The 15,614-nt window shown below is 65.4% G+C and carries 19 protein-coding genes and 1 tRNA gene; 8 read left to right on the top strand and 12 right to left on the bottom strand.

The genetic code is table 11. The annotated features are described in order from the left end of the window. Positions 1–2 precede the first annotated feature (2 nt). A complete protein-coding gene (locus A3840_RS06915; RefSeq protein ID WP_342669892.1) occupies positions 3–557 on the top strand; it encodes a DUF2231 domain-containing protein in 555 nt (184 codons plus the stop codon). Here A3840_RS06915 and A3840_RS06910 read toward each other — a convergent pair. The 8 genes from A3840_RS06910 to A3840_RS06875 all read right to left on the bottom strand — a co-directional run bounded on the left by A3840_RS06910 (position 538) and on the right by A3840_RS06875 (position 6,168). Continuing rightward, a complete protein-coding gene (locus A3840_RS06910; protein WP_205633345.1) occupies positions 538–1,038 on the bottom strand; it encodes a CopD family protein in 501 nt (166 codons plus the stop codon). The two genes, A3840_RS06915 and A3840_RS06910, sit on opposite strands and share 20 nt — an antisense overlap. After that, a complete protein-coding gene (locus A3840_RS06905; RefSeq protein WP_067453919.1) occupies positions 1,035–1,787 on the bottom strand; it encodes a cytochrome c oxidase assembly protein in 753 nt (250 codons plus the stop codon). Before A3840_RS06905 ends, A3840_RS06910 begins: the two co-directional genes overlap by 4 nt. Positions 1,788–1,979: 192 nt before the next feature. Continuing rightward, positions 1,980–4,502, bottom strand: a complete 2,523-nt coding sequence (locus A3840_RS06900; protein WP_245676565.1) for a membrane-bound PQQ-dependent dehydrogenase, glucose/quinate/shikimate family — start codon at positions 4,500–4,502, stop codon at positions 1,980–1,982. Between the two features lie 285 nt (positions 4,503–4,787). Then, positions 4,788–5,066: a hypothetical protein gene (locus A3840_RS06895; protein WP_067453913.1), complete on the bottom strand. Its 279-nt coding sequence runs from the start codon at positions 5,064–5,066 to the stop codon at positions 4,788–4,790. Positions 5,067–5,097: 31 nt separating this feature from the next. After that, the gene (locus tag A3840_RS06890) at positions 5,098–5,346 is read right to left on the bottom strand and encodes a hypothetical protein (protein ID WP_067453910.1); all 249 of its coding nucleotides are present in this window, start codon (positions 5,344–5,346) and stop codon (positions 5,098–5,100) included. After that, a complete protein-coding gene (locus A3840_RS06885; RefSeq protein ID WP_067453907.1) occupies positions 5,343–5,597 on the bottom strand; it encodes a hypothetical protein in 255 nt (84 codons plus the stop codon). Before A3840_RS06885 ends, A3840_RS06890 begins: the two co-directional genes overlap by 4 nt. A gap of 55 nt (positions 5,598–5,652) precedes the next feature. Beyond that, positions 5,653–5,859 (bottom strand): cold-shock protein, encoded by a 207-nt coding sequence (locus A3840_RS06880; RefSeq protein WP_067453904.1) that lies wholly within the window; start codon positions 5,857–5,859, stop codon positions 5,653–5,655. A 234-nt stretch (positions 5,860–6,093) separates the two neighbouring features. Continuing rightward, positions 6,094–6,168 (bottom strand) — tRNA-Thr (locus A3840_RS06875). Positions 6,169–6,590: 422 nt separating this feature from the next. On the opposite strand from A3840_RS06875, the gene murA reads away from it, so the two are divergent. Next, complete coding sequence (gene murA / locus A3840_RS06870; RefSeq protein WP_067453901.1) at positions 6,591–7,883, top strand: UDP-N-acetylglucosamine 1-carboxyvinyltransferase; 1,293 nt, start codon at positions 6,591–6,593, stop codon at positions 7,881–7,883. 55 nt (positions 7,884–7,938) lie between these two features. On the opposite strand, the gene A3840_RS06865 is transcribed toward murA, so the two are convergent. Genes A3840_RS06865 through A3840_RS06850 form a run of 4 tightly spaced genes read right to left on the bottom strand, consistent with a single transcriptional unit; the run spans position 7,939 to position 11,580 of the window. Further along, positions 7,939–9,075: an ABC transporter permease gene (locus tag A3840_RS06865; RefSeq protein WP_067453898.1), complete on the bottom strand. Its 1,137-nt coding sequence runs from the start codon at positions 9,073–9,075 to the stop codon at positions 7,939–7,941. Beyond that, positions 9,072–10,010 (bottom strand): ABC transporter ATP-binding protein, encoded by a 939-nt coding sequence (locus A3840_RS06860; protein WP_067453895.1) that lies wholly within the window; start codon positions 10,008–10,010, stop codon positions 9,072–9,074. Before A3840_RS06860 ends, A3840_RS06865 begins: the two co-directional genes overlap by 4 nt. Further along, entirely contained in the window at positions 10,007–10,942 is a 936-nt protein-coding gene (locus A3840_RS06855; protein WP_067453892.1) for an HlyD family secretion protein, read from the bottom strand. Before A3840_RS06855 ends, A3840_RS06860 begins: the two co-directional genes overlap by 4 nt. Next, a complete protein-coding gene (locus tag A3840_RS06850) occupies positions 10,939–11,580 on the bottom strand; it encodes a TetR/AcrR family transcriptional regulator (RefSeq protein ID WP_067453889.1) in 642 nt (213 codons plus the stop codon). The genes A3840_RS06855 and A3840_RS06850 overlap by 4 nt, the downstream gene beginning before the upstream one ends. Before the next feature lie 148 nt (positions 11,581–11,728). Here A3840_RS06850 and A3840_RS06845 point away from each other — a divergent pair, with 148 nt between their 5' ends. The 6 genes from A3840_RS06845 (at position 11,729) to yacG (ending at position 15,550) form a co-directional block, all read left to right on the top strand. Then, the gene (locus A3840_RS06845; protein ID WP_067453885.1) at positions 11,729–12,160 is read left to right on the top strand and encodes a DUF2948 family protein; all 432 of its coding nucleotides are present in this window, start codon (positions 11,729–11,731) and stop codon (positions 12,158–12,160) included. A gap of 9 nt (positions 12,161–12,169) precedes the next feature. After that, the gene (hisD, locus tag A3840_RS06840; protein WP_067453882.1) at positions 12,170–13,462 is read left to right on the top strand and encodes a histidinol dehydrogenase; all 1,293 of its coding nucleotides are present in this window, start codon (positions 12,170–12,172) and stop codon (positions 13,460–13,462) included. Then, entirely contained in the window at positions 13,459–14,430 is a 972-nt protein-coding gene (locus tag A3840_RS20190; RefSeq protein WP_131798269.1) for a UPF0262 family protein, read from the top strand. The genes hisD and A3840_RS20190 overlap by 4 nt, the downstream gene beginning before the upstream one ends. Positions 14,431–14,506: 76 nt before the next feature. Continuing rightward, positions 14,507–14,725 carry a translation initiation factor IF-1 gene (gene infA, locus A3840_RS06830; protein ID WP_046103343.1) on the top strand — a complete coding sequence of 73 codons (219 nt, stop codon included), beginning with the start codon at positions 14,507–14,509 and terminating at the stop codon, positions 14,723–14,725. 10 nt (positions 14,726–14,735) lie between these two features. Then, complete coding sequence (locus A3840_RS06825) at positions 14,736–15,374, top strand: Maf-like protein (RefSeq protein WP_067453876.1); 639 nt, start codon at positions 14,736–14,738, stop codon at positions 15,372–15,374. Next, positions 15,374–15,550: a DNA gyrase inhibitor YacG gene (yacG, locus tag A3840_RS06820; protein ID WP_067453873.1), complete on the top strand. Its 177-nt coding sequence runs from the start codon at positions 15,374–15,376 to the stop codon at positions 15,548–15,550. Before A3840_RS06825 ends, yacG begins: the two co-directional genes overlap by 1 nt. The last annotated feature ends 64 nt before the right edge of the window (positions 15,551–15,614 follow it).

The following is a 15,614-nucleotide window of genomic DNA, read 5'->3' as shown; positions in this document are numbered from 1 at the left end:
CGGTGAGCGATCTGTCGCGGGCGACCGAGGAACAGGAAATCGAGATGGAGGAAGGCCGGGAGGCCCATTCCGGCCATCCCAATCCGCATATTCGCGAAATCGCCGAAAAGGATGCGAGCTCGGCCATTGCCGTGGCCGGCCATCCCATCCACGCCATGCTGGTGCATTTCCCCATAGCCTTCGTCATCGCGACGCTGGGCATCGATGTCTTCTACTGGTTCACCGGCGATATGTTCTGGCGCGATGTCGGCGTATGGTCTGCTGGCGCGGCGTTCATCTTCGGGGTCCTGGCGGCTATTGTCGGCACGCTCGAATTGCTGGCCGTAGCGGGCATCCGCGTGCGCGTGGCGAGCTGGAACCACGCCATAGCCGCCATGGTGCTGCTGGCCATTGCCGGGGCCAATGCCGGGCTGCGCATCTTCTGGCCGGAAACCGTCCTGCCCAACGGGCTGATGCTCTCGGTGCTGGCGAGCCTGGCGACGGCCTTTGCTGGTTGGCATGGAGGCAAGCTGATTTTCGATCACGGTATCGGCCTCCTCATTTCATCCAGGCAATGAAGGGCGCAACGATCTCGCCCAGCCGCCCCGGCGTGAACAGCTCCGCCAGAAAGTCCGGCCAGTCCAGGCGCGGCTTGCCCAGCACGAGGAACAGGATGCTGGCGATCACGAGCAGGGTGAGCGGCACGATGAGCGCGAAGCGCCAGGCCGGATAATATTGGCCCGGCTCGAACAGGCGCAGGATCATCAGGCCGGAAAAGATATGGATGCCGGTCATCATGGCGACGGCGAGCAGCTTGGCGGAAAACCAGGCTTCATAGGTGCCCATGAGGAAGATCAGCACCGTGCCCGAGCCGATGGCGACGAAGGCCGCCGGCGAGACCAGCGCGACATAGAAGAACCGGGTAAAGGCATGCAGCCGGTGCAGCGCCTCGCCCTCGAGGCCCCGCCGCTGGCGATACAGAAAGGGCAGGGCGATCAGCCCCGCCGACCACAGCGCGATCGTGGCCACATGGATGAATTTGAGCCAGGCGACGATCACTCCCTGGCCTCCTGGCGCGGGCCCAGCACGGCCAAGAGCCGCCACAGCACCAGCGCCAGCAGCGGCAGATTGGCCGGCACCCACATGATCAGGCCGCCCAATTGCTGGTCGTCGAGAGGCCCGAGCCCGAAGGCAGCGCTGGTGGCCAGATGCGGCAGGTAGAGCGGGGCGGGGGCAAAGACCAGCAAGGCGCCGAGCAGGCCCATCTGGATGGCGCTGGACAAGGCGGTGACGCCTGCCGCCAGCGGCGCCCGGCTGCGCAACAGGCCCAGCCATAGCCAGGTGAAACTGCCTGCGAGGCTCGCCTGCATCGCCCAGTAGAGGCCCGGATGGGTGAAGGCGGCGGTGTAGAAATCGGGCGTATGCCAGAGCCACAGCGCCACGCTGGAAAGGACGAGCGGCGGCAGCAGGCCCATGTCGCGGCCCCAGCGGGACGGCAGGGCCAGGGCCAGCAGCGGCGCGACGCCCATGGTCAGCAGCACATGATGGCCGACCCGCGCGGAGAACAGGGCCACGCTCAACGCGCAGAGCGGTGAGATGAAGAGAGCGGCGGCCAGGAGCCACGCCGCCCCGAAACCGGCCTTGCGCCCGGCCTCGGCCCGGCGCAGCAGGCCGGCGCCGGCAAGGCCTATGAGGATGAGAGCGGTGAGCAGGAAGGGCTCGAAATTCCATCGCGTCCAGAGATCGGACGGAAGCGGCGGCGGGCCGCAATAGCTCATGTCGAAGGAAAAGGCTGACGCTTGGTCCATTTCCGTCCTGTTTTGTTTCAATCTGTCCAGATACTCGCAGCATCGGGTCTATCGCCTCCCTCCCCCTTGAGGGGAGGGAACGAGGGTGGGGGTTCTGCACGTTTCCAAGAGACGTGCCGCCTCTGGGCTCCTGAACCCCCACCCCTAGCCCCTCCCCTCAAGGGGGAGGGGGACGGCGCTGTCACAGCCCCCTTACTCCTCCCCATTCTCCCCGGTCATGGCATCGACATTGGCGTGGGTGTCCGGCAGCGCATAGGCCAGGAAATAGTCGCCGATCGGCGTTTCCATGAAGGTGTGGCCGCCGGCATTGATGACCAGGAATTGCTGGCCATCGACCTCGTACATGGCCGGTCCCGCCTGGCCGCCCGCCGGCAGTTCGGCCTCCCACAGCACGTCGCCGGTTTCGATATCCATGGCCCGGATCAGGTCGTCCGTCGCCGCCGCGATGAAGATCAGCCCCGATGCGGTGACCACGGCGCCCGCATTGTTGGGCGTGCCGATATCGAAGGGCAACATGGAGGGAATGCCGAAGGGACCATTCTTGCGGGCGGTGCCGAACGGCTTGTCCCAGAGCACTTCGCGGGTATTGAGGTCGATTGCCGTGATGCCGCCATAGGGGGGCTGGGTGCAGAGCATATCGGTGAACGGCACGCGCCAGCCGGCATTGACCTTGATGCCCCAGGGCGTGTCGCCCTGCGGATTGATATTGTCCGGCGCGCCATCCGCGATGCCGCCCTGGTCGATGGAGCGGATGCCCATGGCGTCCACTTCCTCGCGCGGGATCAGCCGGTTGAGATTGGCGGTATTGTTGTAATTGGCGACCATGATGTTGCGCACTGGATCGATGGCGACGCCACCCCAGTCCGAGCCGCCATTATAGCCGGGGAACTGGATCCAGTTCCGGTCGGCCGAAGGCGGGGTATAGATGCCCTCGTAATAGGCCTCGCGATATTGGATGCGGCACCAGAGCTGGTCCAGCGGGGTCATGCCCCACATATGCTTCTCTTCCAGATCGGGCTTGAGCAGGTTGGGAAAGTCGACCACGAAAGGCTGGGTGGGCGAGAGCCGGTCCTCCTCCACGCCGCCCTGCGGCACGGGGCGTTCCTCGACTTCGACCAGCAGTTCGCCCGTGCGCCGGTCGAAAATCCAGAACATGGCCTGCTTGGTGGGCAGGATCAGCGCCGGCACCGGACCGTCCGCCGTGGGGAAGTCGATCAGGGACCCCTGCGAGCCCAGGTCGTAGTCCCAGATGTCGTAATGCACCGTCTGGTAGAACCAGGCGACGTCGCCGGTCGTGACATCGAGCGCCACCAGCGCGGTGGAATAGGTATTTTCCTCTTCCGAGCGCATGCCGCCCCAATAATCGACCGCCGAATTGCCGAGCGGCAGATAGACATAGCCCAGTTCGTTGTCGCCCGAGGCGATGGTCCAGACATTGGGCGTGCCGCGGGTATAGGTTTCGCCTTCCGGCGGCAGGCCCTTTTCGCCCGGCCGGCCCATGTCCCAGGCCCAGAGCATTTCGCCGCTTTCCGCATCATAGCCGCGCACCACGCCGGAGGGGGCGTCGCGCCGCTGATTGTCGCGCACCTGCGAATGCACCACGGCGACATTGCGCACGATGGTCGGCGGCGAGGTGGGCGCATACCAGCCCGGTACCGTATGGCCGATGCCCTCTTCGAGATCGACAAGGCCGCCAGTGCCGAAATCGGAGCAGAGCTGGCCGGTCTGCACATCCACCGCGACGAGCCGCGCATCCAGCGTGTTCATGATCACGCGCTCGGCGCATTCATCCTGGGGGCTTAGATTGGGCGATGCGTAATAGGCCAGGCCGCGGCAGGTGGCGTTATAGGGAATGGCGTCGGTGGAAACCCCCGGGTCGTAGCGCCAGCGCTCGAGGCCCGTCGCCGCGTCCAGTGCGATGATCTTGTTCATGGCCGAGCAGAGCAGCAATTGATTGCCGATCTTGAGCGGCGTGTTCTGGTTGGAATAGCGCTCGTCCTCTTCCGGCATATCGCCGGTGCGATGCTCCCAGACCAGTTCAAGCTGGCCCACATTCTCGCGCGTGATCTGTTCGAGCGGCGAGTAGCGCGTGGCATGGTGGGTGCCGCCATAGGCCGGCCAGTCCGCGCCCGCCTCGGGCATGGCGAAGTCGATGGGCTCGGCAGTCGTGGTCGGCGCGACCCCGGTTTCCCCGGTCGTTGCCTGCGATTGCTCGGGCGCCGGCACGCCGGTGCCCGGCGCCAGCGGCTCGGGCGCGCTTGGCGGGACGCCGGCAGGCGCGGCCGGTTCGGCCGGGGCCGTTTCTTCCTGCGCCAGGCTGGGTTCGACGCTGTATTGACTGACGGTAATGGCGCCCAGGGCCCCGGCCAGGGTCACCATGGCCGCCGCCATGCCGGTGCCGGCGCGGCGGAGCGATCCGCGCAGCACGGGCAGGGTGCTCAGCACCAGGACGAGCACGACGGTCGGCGCCACCAGTCGCGGCACCTGGGCCCAGCCGTTGAACCCGGCTTCCCACAGCGCCCAGATCAGCGTGCCGATATAGGTGACGAGATAGATCCAGAGCGCGATGAGATCGCGCCGGAACAGGAAATAGGCGGTGACCAGGAGCCCGATCCCCGCCGGCAGGTAATACCAGGAGCCTCCCAGGGCGATCAGCCATACGCCGCCGGCGGCGATGGGCAGACCGAAAATCACCAGCACAATGCCGACAAGCATGGTCCACCAAAACCCGAATCCCTTGTGATCTCGGTGCGATAGATCATGCATCGTCATGCGGTCCCTCCTCTGTGTGATGAGGGGCCAACGCCCAAGCCCGGCCATAGTTCCGCCATCTTGGCCCGGCGCCGCCATGAACTGACGTCGTGCGGAAACGCGGTTGGCGAACCCCGCCATCCCCTATGGACCGGCAGGGTCGGACATTCGGTCGGCATCGCCTGCCGGCGATGAGGCGAGCCGCTTCCTAGGCGCTGTGTGCGCAGGCTCGGCCTTTGCGGGCTGAAATCAGGAGCGCGCGCGCTCCTGGCGGCGCCCACCTGCATGGCCGGATTCTGCCCGGCTCGTCGTCAGGCCGCGATGCAGCAACCGGATATGTTGGGGGCCGAGCGTTCGGTCCCCGATCTTGAGCATGGCGCCATGCAGGCTGACGGGCGCGGCCTGCTCCATGGCAAAGCGCACGGCACCGGCGGCGGTGCGGAAATGTCGCGGCCCCTGCGCAAGCGCGGTGGCAGAGTCGCTGCCGAGGAAAAGTGCCCCCGGCGCGTTGAGGATTTGGATATTCATCTTGTTCTTTCTTCCGGAATGTTCCGGCGGGTCAGCGCTCCGGGCGCTGCAGGGGGTAATCCTCGGCCATGTAAAGGGCCCGGATCGCCTCGCCTTCATGTCTGTTATCGCCGCTCTCGATCGCCAGCGCGCGCAGCGATGCGGCGGGCAGGTCCTCGATCGCGAAGCGCACGGCTTCGGCGGCGGATGGAAACCGCTTGTAGCGGCTGTTGCGGGTCTTGAACGTGGCGATGCTCGAATAGAGTTCCGCCGGCGCCGACCAGTCTATGGACGCGCTCACCGCTTGCTGATGGCAATGCTGAAAACGCTCTCGTTTTCCGCAGAAACCGTCTTCATCGCGTCGCTGGGCGACAGGTCGGCCTCTTCGACCACGCGCTCATTGCTTTCGCCCCGGGATTTGACCCTGTACAGGACCGGTCCCTTGTCGTGGGGCAGGCAGGCAATGACTTCGCAGGGCCCCGATGGCCGATTGCTGTGGCGCGGCGCGGAACGCAGGTCCAGCATCTGACCGATCTTGTAGCGGTGTCGCATGGCGCGCTCCTGTTCGATGGAGAGGGCGCAATCGGCGCCCTCCCGGAAATTTCGCTCAACCCAGCTGAACGTTGACCGCGGATTCGCGGCCGTCGCGGCTCTGTTCGAGGTCGTAGCCGACCTTCTGGCCATCGCTCAGGCCGGTAATGCCGGCCCGTTCCAGCGCGGAAACATGGACAAAGGCGTCCTTGCCGCCGCCGTCAGGCGTGATGAAGCCGAAGCCTTTGGTGGAATTGTAGAACTTTACGGTGCCGGTGATCATGTCGACGCCTCTCCTATCGCTCGAAGCAAACGAGCAGGTTTCCCCCGCGCAACATGCACCAGGGGCCTAAAACGTTCGTACTTCGGAAGGAAAGCCAATCGACCGGTCATGCCGGCAGGGTCAGTTCGCCAACGGGGGCAGAAAACGTATGGCCTCAATATCGGCGCCAAATATGGTCGCGTCAAGGCATGCGCCCGAATCGCCCGGTGCTCGAAGGTCCAAATGGTTGGAAAATGGTGCTGCCGGACAGGATTGAACTGTCGGCCTCTCCCTTACCAAGGGAGTGCTCTACCACTGAGCTACGGCAGCGAACCAATGTGGCGGCGTGGTGGGAACCGACGCGGCGACGGGGGCTCCTTTGCCATAGTGCCTCCCTCGACGCAAGGCTAAAAAAAGCCTATCTACCGCCGCGATGGAATCGTCGGGCCGAAGGCATATGGGTAAATCGGATCAAGCGAAGCTGCGCGAGCAAAGATTGGCCGCAAAGTTGCGTGAGAACCTGAAACGCCGCAAGGATCAGGCCAGGGCTCGTGCTGTCGCGCCCGAACCCGATTCTGCCCCGGCGGCCCCCGAAACGGACACGGACAAGAAACCGTAAACCATTTTCGGGCGAACATCGCCAAAGTCACCCTTTCTTTGAGTGCGGCTGGTCTGGCCTACGCGGCAACGAAGACCTCGCCTACCTCCCACCAGGTAGATAGGCCCCAATGGGCCGATATTGAGGACTTCTTATGGATCGTATTCGTTTGGTCGGCGGCAATGAGCTCAATGGCGAAATCGCCATTTCCGGCGCCAAGAACGCCGCCTTGCCGCTGATGATCGCTTCCCTGCTCAGCGATGAACCCCTGGTGCTGCACAATGTGCCGCGCCTGGCCGACGTCAAGCAGCTCGAGCGCATTCTCGAGAATCACGGCGTCGATATCGCCGTGCATGGCCGCCGGCGCGGCGAGGAGGAGGGCGTGGGCCAGCGCATGACCTTCCACGCCGCCGATATCGTCGACACCACCGCGCCCTACGACCTCGTCTCCAAGATGCGCGCCAGCTTCTGGGTCATCGGCCCGCTGCTTGCCCGCTGCCACGAGGCCCGCGTTTCCCTGCCCGGCGGCTGTGCCATCGGCACGCGGCCGGTGGATCTCTTCCTCTATGGGCTCAAGGAACTGGGCGCCGAGATCGATATCGATGAAGGCTATGTCGTGGCTCGCGCCCCCAAGGGCGGCCTGGTCGGCGCGACCGTCACCTTTCCCAAGGTCTCGGTGGGCGCGACCCATACGATCCTGATGGCCGCCACCCTGGCCCGGGGCATTACGGTGATCGAGAATGCCGCCCAGGAGCCCGAAATCACCAATGTCGCCGAATGCCTTGTCGCCATGGGCGCCAAGATTTCCGGCATCGGCACCCGCACGCTGACCGTCGAGGGCGTGGAAAAGCTCCATGGCGCGACGGTGGAGGTCATCCCCGACCGCATCGAGACCGGGACCTTCGCCATGGCCGCCGCGATGACCGGTGGCGACGTATTGCTCAAGGGCGCCCGTCCGGAACATCTGCAATCCGCGCTCGATGTCCTCGCCCGGACCGGCACCACGCTGACCTCGGAAGCCAATGGCCTGCGCGTGCACCGCAACGGCAATGGCATCCGCCCGGTCGATGTCGATACCGACCCCTTCCCGGGCTTTCCCACCGATCTCCAGGCCCAGTTCATGGCGCTGATGACCATGAGCGACGGCGTCAGCCAGATTCGCGAGACCATTTTCGAGAACCGCTATATGCACGTCGCCGAGCTCGCCCGCTTCGGTGCCGATATCTCGGTCAATGGGCAGGTGGCGACCATTACCGGCAAGCCCCAGCTCAAGGGCGCCCAGGTCATGGCCACCGACCTGCGGGCTTCCGTCTCGCTGGTCATTGCCGGCCTGGCGGCCAAGGGCGAAACCGTGGTGAACCGCATCTATCATCTCGATCGCGGCTTCGAGCGGCTGGAAGACAAGCTGTCCCGCTGCGGCGCCGAGATCGAGCGCCTGGCCGGCTAGGCGCGCCCGCTCCGGTCATCCTGGATTGGCCCGGCACCATGCCGGGCCTTTTCGTTTAGTCCAGCGTCTGGCGATAGCGCAGCATGGCGATAGCGCTGATCACCAGCACGATCACGGTCAGCGCCAGCAATTCCGGTCCCACATCCAGGCTGTCGGCGCCCTTCAGCATCACCTTGCGGATCAGCCGGATGAAATGGGTCGCCGGCACGCTCGTGCCGATCGCCTGGGCCCAGCCGGGCATGCCGGCAAAGGGAAACATGAAGCCCGACAGCAGCACCGAGGGCAGGATGGTGAAGAAGCTGAGCTGCATGGCCTGCATCTGGTTGCGCGCCAGGGTCGAGATCAGAAAGCCCAGCGCCAGATTGCCCAGGATGAACAGATTGAACCCGTAGAAGAACGCCGCGAAAGTGCCGGTGAAAGGCACGCCGAACACGGCAAAGGCCGCCAGCATGAACACGGCGGTCTGCACATAGCCCACCAGCACATAGGGCAATATCTTGCCCAGCATCACCTCGGCCGGACGCACCGGGGTCGAGATCAGCATCTCCATCGTGCCGCGCTCACGCTCCTTGACGATGGCGACGGCGGTGATCATCACCATGGTCATGGAGAGGATGATCGCCAACAGGCCAGGCACGATATTGGTCGAGGTGCGCCCTTCGGGATTATAGGCGCGGTGCACCGTCACCCCGAACGGCGCGGGAGAGCCCGCCACCTGCGCCAGCGGCCCGGTCAAGGTCTGCGCGATGGCGCCGGCCACGATGCCGCTCATCGCCGCCGCCGCGCCGCCCACCGCCGAGGGATCGGAGGCATCGGCGGCCACCAACAGGGTCGGCCGCAATCCGCGCACCACGTCGCGCATGAAGTGGTCGGGAATGACGACGACGAAACTCGCCGTGCCGCGCCGCAGCGCCTCCTCGCCTTCGCCCGGGCCCCGAACCTGGCCGATGAAGTCGAAATAACCTGACGTGTTCATGCCGGCCAGGAGGGCCCGGGTCAGCGGCCCGTCGTCATTGACCTCCACCAGGGCGGGCAGATGCCGGGGATCGGCATTGATGGCGAAGCCGAACAGCATCAATTGCACGATCGGCAGGCCGATCATCATGGCGAAGGTCACGCGGTCGCGCCGCATCTGGATGAATTCCTTGAGCAAGACGGCCAGAAACCGGCTGATGGAAAAGCCGATGCTCATGCCGCGTCGCGCGAGAAATTGTCTCGTGCCCCCGGCATCAGGTAGATGAAGGCCTCTTCCAGACCCGCCGGTATCTGGCTCCAGCGCTGCGGCCCGCGCGCCGCCAGCGCCTCGATCGTTTTCGCGAGCGTCGGCTCGTCCGTGCCCGAGACATGCAGGGCCGAGCCGAAACGGGCCACCTGCAGCACGCCGGGTTTCCCCTGCAATGTGTCTTCCAGCGCCACCAGGTCCTGCCCTTCGGCGCGCCAGGTGCTGAGCCCGACCATGTCGGGGATGTCGCGGGCCGGACCGTCGATCAGCTTCCGCCCATAGGCGATATAGGTGATGAAGTCGCATTGAATGGCTTCATCCATGTAATGGGTCGACACCAGCACGGTGACGCCCGCCTTGCTGAGCCGCCTGATCTCGTCCCAGAAATCGCGCCGCGCCTTGGGATCGACCCCCGCCGTCGGCTCGTCGAGCAGCAGCAGTTGAGGATCGTGAATCAGGCAGGCCGCCAGCGCCAGGCGCTGCTTCCAGCCGCCCGACAGCGTTCCGGCCAATTGTCCCGCCCTGTCCGCTAGGCCGAGTCCTTCCAGCGCGTCCCGGACGCGCGCCTTGCGGTCGGCCACGTCGAACATCCGCGCCACGAAGTCGAGGTTCTCGCCGATGGTGAGGTCCTCGTAGAGGCTGAATTTCTGCGTCATGTACCCGACCTGGCTCTTGATGGCGCCGGCCTGCTTGCGCACATCGAAGCCCAGGCAGGTGCCTTCGCCCGCATCGGGCACCAGGAGCCCGCACAACATGCGGATCGTCGTCGTCTTGCCCGAGCCGTTGGGGCCCAGAAAGCCATAGATGGCCCCGCGCGGCACGGCGATGTCGAAATGATCCACCACGAGCTTGTCGCCGAACCGCTTGGTCAGCCCGCGCACCGCGATGACCGGTTCCCCGCTCACGGCAGCACCGTCACCGGCTGTCCCGGCTGCAATGTGCCGGCCTCGTCCAGCCTGGCCTTGGCCAGGTAGACCAGCCGGCTGCGCTCCTCGCGCGAATAGATCACCGGCGGCGTGGTTTGCGGCTCGCTGGCCATGTGGATCACCCTTGCGCCCATATCGGCGCAGCCATCGCAGGTCACCGTCACCGCACTGCCCATGGCCAGTGCCGAGCGTTCGGTTTCCGGAACGAAGAACCAGACTTCGAGCGGCCCCTCGGGCAGGAGCGCCAATACGGCATTGCCCGCGCCGGCCACCTCGCCGGCGCGGAAGAAGACCTTGTCGACGGTGCCCGCGAGCGGCGCCGTCACCACGCGATCATCGAGATCCTGGCGCGCCCGTCCGGCATCGGCCCGCGCGGCCTGCAGATTGGCCTCGGCGGCCAGTTGCTGGGCATTGCGCGCCGGCAGTTCGGCCACCGCCAATTGGGCGCGCAACTGCTCCACCTGGGTGCGGGCGGCGGCCAGGGCGGCGCGGTCCTGCTCCACCCGCATGGTGGGCACCGTGCCGGCTTCCGCCAGCCTTTCGCTGCGCTGGAGATTGGATTGCGCCAGCGCCAGGTCGGCCTCGGCCTTGCCTTGCGCGGCGCGGATCACGTCCAGTTCGGCGCTGCGGCTGCCGGTTTCCAGATTGGCGAGCGTGGCCTGCGCCGCCGCCACCCGGGCCTCGGCCGCGTCGAGCATGGCCCGTTGCTGCCCCGCATCGAGCGCAAAGAGCGCCTGCCCCTGGGCGACCTGCATGCCCTCGATGGCGGACATGGTTTCGATCCGCCCCGCGCTGACCGGCGCCACATAGACGTAGTCGGCCTCGAGATAGCCGGTATAGCCCGCCGACCCGGCCTGCGGTGAAAAGACCGACATCAACCCCGCCAGAAGGCCAGCCAGAAACTCGTTCATTCCGGATTCTCCGCGGCAGGCGCCGAAAGGCCCTCGAACAGGATGCCGAGGTGGTTGTCGACCAGCCGGTCCAGCGCCAGCCCGTCATCGGGGCGAATGTCGAAAACCTCGCTGAGCGCCACATGGGCGATGAGCGCGCCGATTATGGTGCGCACCGTCAATTCCGGATCGACCTTGCGCAGATGCCCATTGGCCACGCCGCGCGCCACCAGGGCGGTCAGCACCGGAATGGCCTTGTCCAGCACATCCCGCCGATAGGTTCGCGCAATATTGGGAATGTTCATGCCCTCCCGCAGGAACAGCCTGGGAATGGCCAGGTTCTTGGGCTCGTGGAGCAGGCCGGCGATGGATTTGAGCAGCATGGTGATGGGCAGGCGCGGATCGCCCTCGAACGCGGCCAATTGCGGCAGGGTGCCGGTGGCCAGCGGCGCCACCGCCCGCTGGATGATCGCCTCGATCAGGGCTTCCTTGGAGGGGAAGTAGAGATAGACCGTTCCCTTGGAAATCCCGGCCCGGCGGGCGATTTCCTCCATCTTGGCGGCCGCGAAGCCCTGTTCGACGAACACGGCCATCGCCGCGTCCAGCACCTCGTCCGGTCTGGCCTCGGCCCGCCGGCTGAATTTCTTCTCGCTTTTCATGGTAGCAATATAAATAACTGACTGGTCAGTTAGCAATAGAAAAACGCGACCCGCCTTGTCCACACCCGCATTGCCCCCTTGGGGCAAAACCTTGTAGATCGGGGGCCTGGCTACCAGATAGGCTGCACCATCCAACAGGGCCTCCACCATGACCGATCTCAAGCTCATCGCGCTTGACAGTGAAGATCTCGAAGTCGTTTCCGCCCATGTCCAGGATGCCGTCATCCGCGTGGCCGATATGGGCTATGCCCGCGGCGACAAACGCTTCGCGCTGTTGATGAACCGGTTCGACTGGACCCATGACAAGCCGCGGGCCAAGGGCCTGCGCAAGCGCGCCGCGCTGCATTTCGATGGCGTCTCCCATGCCGCCTATGCCGGCTTCGATCCGGCAGCGCCCGAAGGGGTGCTCGAGCTTCTGGCCATTCATTTCGAGCCGCAGGACGCCCCGTCCGGCATTGTCGAATTGCGCTTTGCCGGTGGCGGCACGGTGCGACTCGCCGTCGATTATCTCGAAGCGCGCCTGGCCGATCTGGGCGCCGCCTGGGCGGCTTCGGCCAAGCCCAACCACGCTCTCGATTGAAAGTTCTCCATGCCTCTCCGCCTTGACAGCGCCGACCGGGATTTCGAAGCCCGCTTTTCCGACCTGCTCGCCGGCAAGCGCGAATCGAGCCGGGACGTCAGCGACGCCGTCGCTGCGATCATCGCCGATGTGCGCTCGCGCGGCGACGCGGCCGTGGCCGAACTCACCAACAGATATGACAAAGCCGGCGTCACGGCCGACACGTTGCGCCTGGATGCGCGCGAGATCGGCGCGGCGGCGCGCCAGGTGCCCGACAATGTCCGCGCCGCGCTGCAGGTTGCCCATGACCGCATCCGCGCGCATCACGAAAAGCAGAAGCCGCAGGACCACGTCTATACCGACGCGCTGGGCGTGACGCTGGGCACGCGCTGGACGCCGGTGGACGCGGTGGGCATCTATGTGCCCGGGGGCCTGGCCTCCTATCCCTCCTCGGTGCTGATGAACGCCGTTCCGGCCCATGTCGCCGGCGTGTCCCGCATCGCCATGGTCGTGCCCACGCCCAATGGCGAAATCAATCCGGCCATTCTCGCCGCCGCCGAAATTGCCGGCATCACCGAGATTTACCGCATCGGCGGCGCCCAGGCCGTCGCCGCCCTGGCCTATGGCACCGCGTCCATTGCGCGTGTCGATAAGGTCGTGGGTCCGGGCAATGCCTATGTGGCTACCGCCAAGAGGCAGGTTTTCGGCCAGGTCGGCATCGACATGATCGCCGGCCCCTCCGAAGTGCTGGTCATCGCCGATGGTTCGGCCAATCCCGCCTGGGTCGCCGCCGACCTCATCGCGCAGGCCGAGCACGGGGCAGGGGCGCAATCGATCCTGGTCACCACCGATTCCCGCCTCGCCGGCGCAGTCGCCACCGAAATGGAGCGGCAATTGGCGCTGCTGCCCAAGCAGGCCCTCGCCCGCGAGGGCTGGGAGGAATTCGGCGCCATCATCACGGTCGCATCCCTCGATCAGGCCGCCGATCTCGCCAATCGCATTGCCTCGGAGCATGTGGAACTGGCGCTGGACGATCCGCAGGCATTGCTGCCCGCCATCCGCCATGCCGGCGCGATATTCCTGGGCCACCATACGCCCGAGGCTATCGGCGATTATGTCGGCGGCTCCAATCACGTCCTGCCCACGGCGCGTTCGGCCCGCTTCGCCTCGGGCCTGGGCGTGCTCGATTTCATGAAGCGGACCTCGCTGCTCGGCTGCACGCCGTCCGCCTTGTCCGCCCTGGCCGAGCCGGCCGTCACCATTGCCGGGGTGGAAGACCTCGATGGCCATGGGCGGTCCATTTCCATCCGGTTGAACACTTGAGCATTTCCATGGGCACCGAGCACAAGGAGACCGGCAAGGACAGGCTGGTCACCGTCACGCTCGACCCCAATACCATCACCTCGATCAATCCCGACGAGGTGCATGAATGGCGCATCGCCATCTATGACCTGCTCGAGGACAATAGCTTCAAGCCGGCGCGGGTCAGCGCCGAGGGGCCCTATGCGCTGCATATGTCCATCGTGGGCAATTACATCCTGCTCGATGTACGCCACCCCGAGACCTTCCAGCCCATTGCCGCCCATTATCTCTCGCTGACCCCATTCCGCCGGCTGATCCGCGACTATTTCCGCATCCGCGACGCCTATTACGAGGCCATCCGCTCGGCCCAGCCCTTCCAGATCGAGACGGTCGACATGGCAAGGCGCGGCATGCACAACGAAGCCGCCGAGCTTCTGCGCACCCGTCTCACCAACAAGATCATCATCGATCTCAATACGGCCCGGCGGCTCTTCACCCTCATCTGCGCGGTCCAGCCCTATGCCAGCCGCATCGACGAGGCCACCAGCCAATTGCCCAGCGTGCTCTTCGTCTGCTCGATGAATTCGGTGCGCTCGCCCATTGCCGCCGCCCTGGCGCGCCAGGCCTTTCCCGGCCGCATCATCGCCCGCTCGGTGGGTGTCGATGGCGGCAAGGCCGACAGCTTCGTGCATGAGGTGATGGAGGAGATCGGCATTGATATGAGCGTGCACACGCCCCATATCCTGGACGAACTGGTCGCCAACCATTTCGATCTCGTCATCACCTTGTCCGACGATGCCCCCGGGGCGGTGGAGCGCAAGGGCCTGGAAGCCGGCGCGGTCGAACATTGGACGGTGGACGATCCGTCCCTGGTGGAAGGCAGTCGTGAACTGGTTCTCAATGCCTATCGGGATCTGCGCGACAATCTGCGGCGCCGCGTGCGCGACCGTTTGGAGCCGCTTGTTTCCGGTGGTTCACAAAACAATTGAATTGAAGTAGGTTCCGCCCGATTTTGCGGCCCCGGCCAGCCGACAATGGCGCATGGGGGCCTTCTCAGGAGAAAGTATGGCCAAGGAAGAAGTGCTCGAATTTCCGGGCGTGGTCACCGAATTGCTTCCCAATGCGACCTTCCGCGTGAAGCTGGAAAACGACCATGAAATCATCGCCCACACCGCCGGGCGCATGCGCAAGAACCGCATTCGCGTTCTCGCCGGCGACAAGGTCCTGTGCGAAATGACCCCCTACGACCTCACCAAGGGTCGCATCACCTACCGTTTCAAGTGATCTGAGCCCGATGGCCGGTCGTCCCGAACTGATCCTGGCTTCCGCCTCGCCGCGCCGGTTGGCGCTGCTGAACCAGATCGGCATCGAGCCCGAGCATCTGGTGCCGGCCCATGTCGACGAAACGCCCGAAAAGGGCGAATTGCCGCGCAAGCTGGCGCAGCGCTTGGCCGACCTCAAGGCGATCACCGCCCAGCACAAGGCGCGCACCGCCGGCTTCGGCGCCGATGCCCTGGTGCTGGCGGCCGACACCGTGGTGGCCGTGGGCCGCCGCATCCTGCCCAAGGCCGAGACCATGGAAGAGGCGAGCGAATGCCTGCGCCTGCTCTCGGGCCGCGCCCATCGGGTCTATACCGGCATCACGCTGATCACCCCGGGCGGCGCCAGGCGGCACCGGCTGGTGGAAACGCGCATCCGCTTCAAGCGCCTTTCGGCCAAGGACATGGAAGCCTATCTCGCCAGCGCCGAATGGCGCGACAAGGCCGGCGGCTATGCCATCCAGGGCATTGCCGGCGCTTTCGTGGTCAAGCTCGTCGGCTCCTATTCCGGCGTCGTGGGCCTGCCTCTGCATGAGGTCACCCAACTCCTCGCCGGCGAGGGCTATCCCGTTCATTTCAACTGGCTCAACCAATCGAGCCTGTCGGGCGTCTGATGGCCGCGCCAGCAGAGAAGAAATGCCCCATTTGCGGCAAGCCCTCGGTGGAAGAGTTCAAGCCCTTCTGCTCCAAGCGCTGCGCCGATATCGACCTCAACCGCTGGCTCTCCGGCACCTATGTCATCCCCGCGCGCGACGACGAGCCGATCGAGGACGAGGACGGCGACGCCTGAATGCGACGGTCAATCCGTGCTTTCTGGGGAAATCTTCGGTAGCGCGAATTTCTTCCTCACCCTT

The organism is Devosia elaeis, from assembly GCF_001650025.1.
Classification (GTDB): Bacteria; Pseudomonadota; Alphaproteobacteria; order Rhizobiales; family Devosiaceae; genus Devosia; species Devosia elaeis.
Note: the sequence above shows the minus strand (reverse complement) of the source record. Positions and strands in the feature narration are given on the sequence as shown.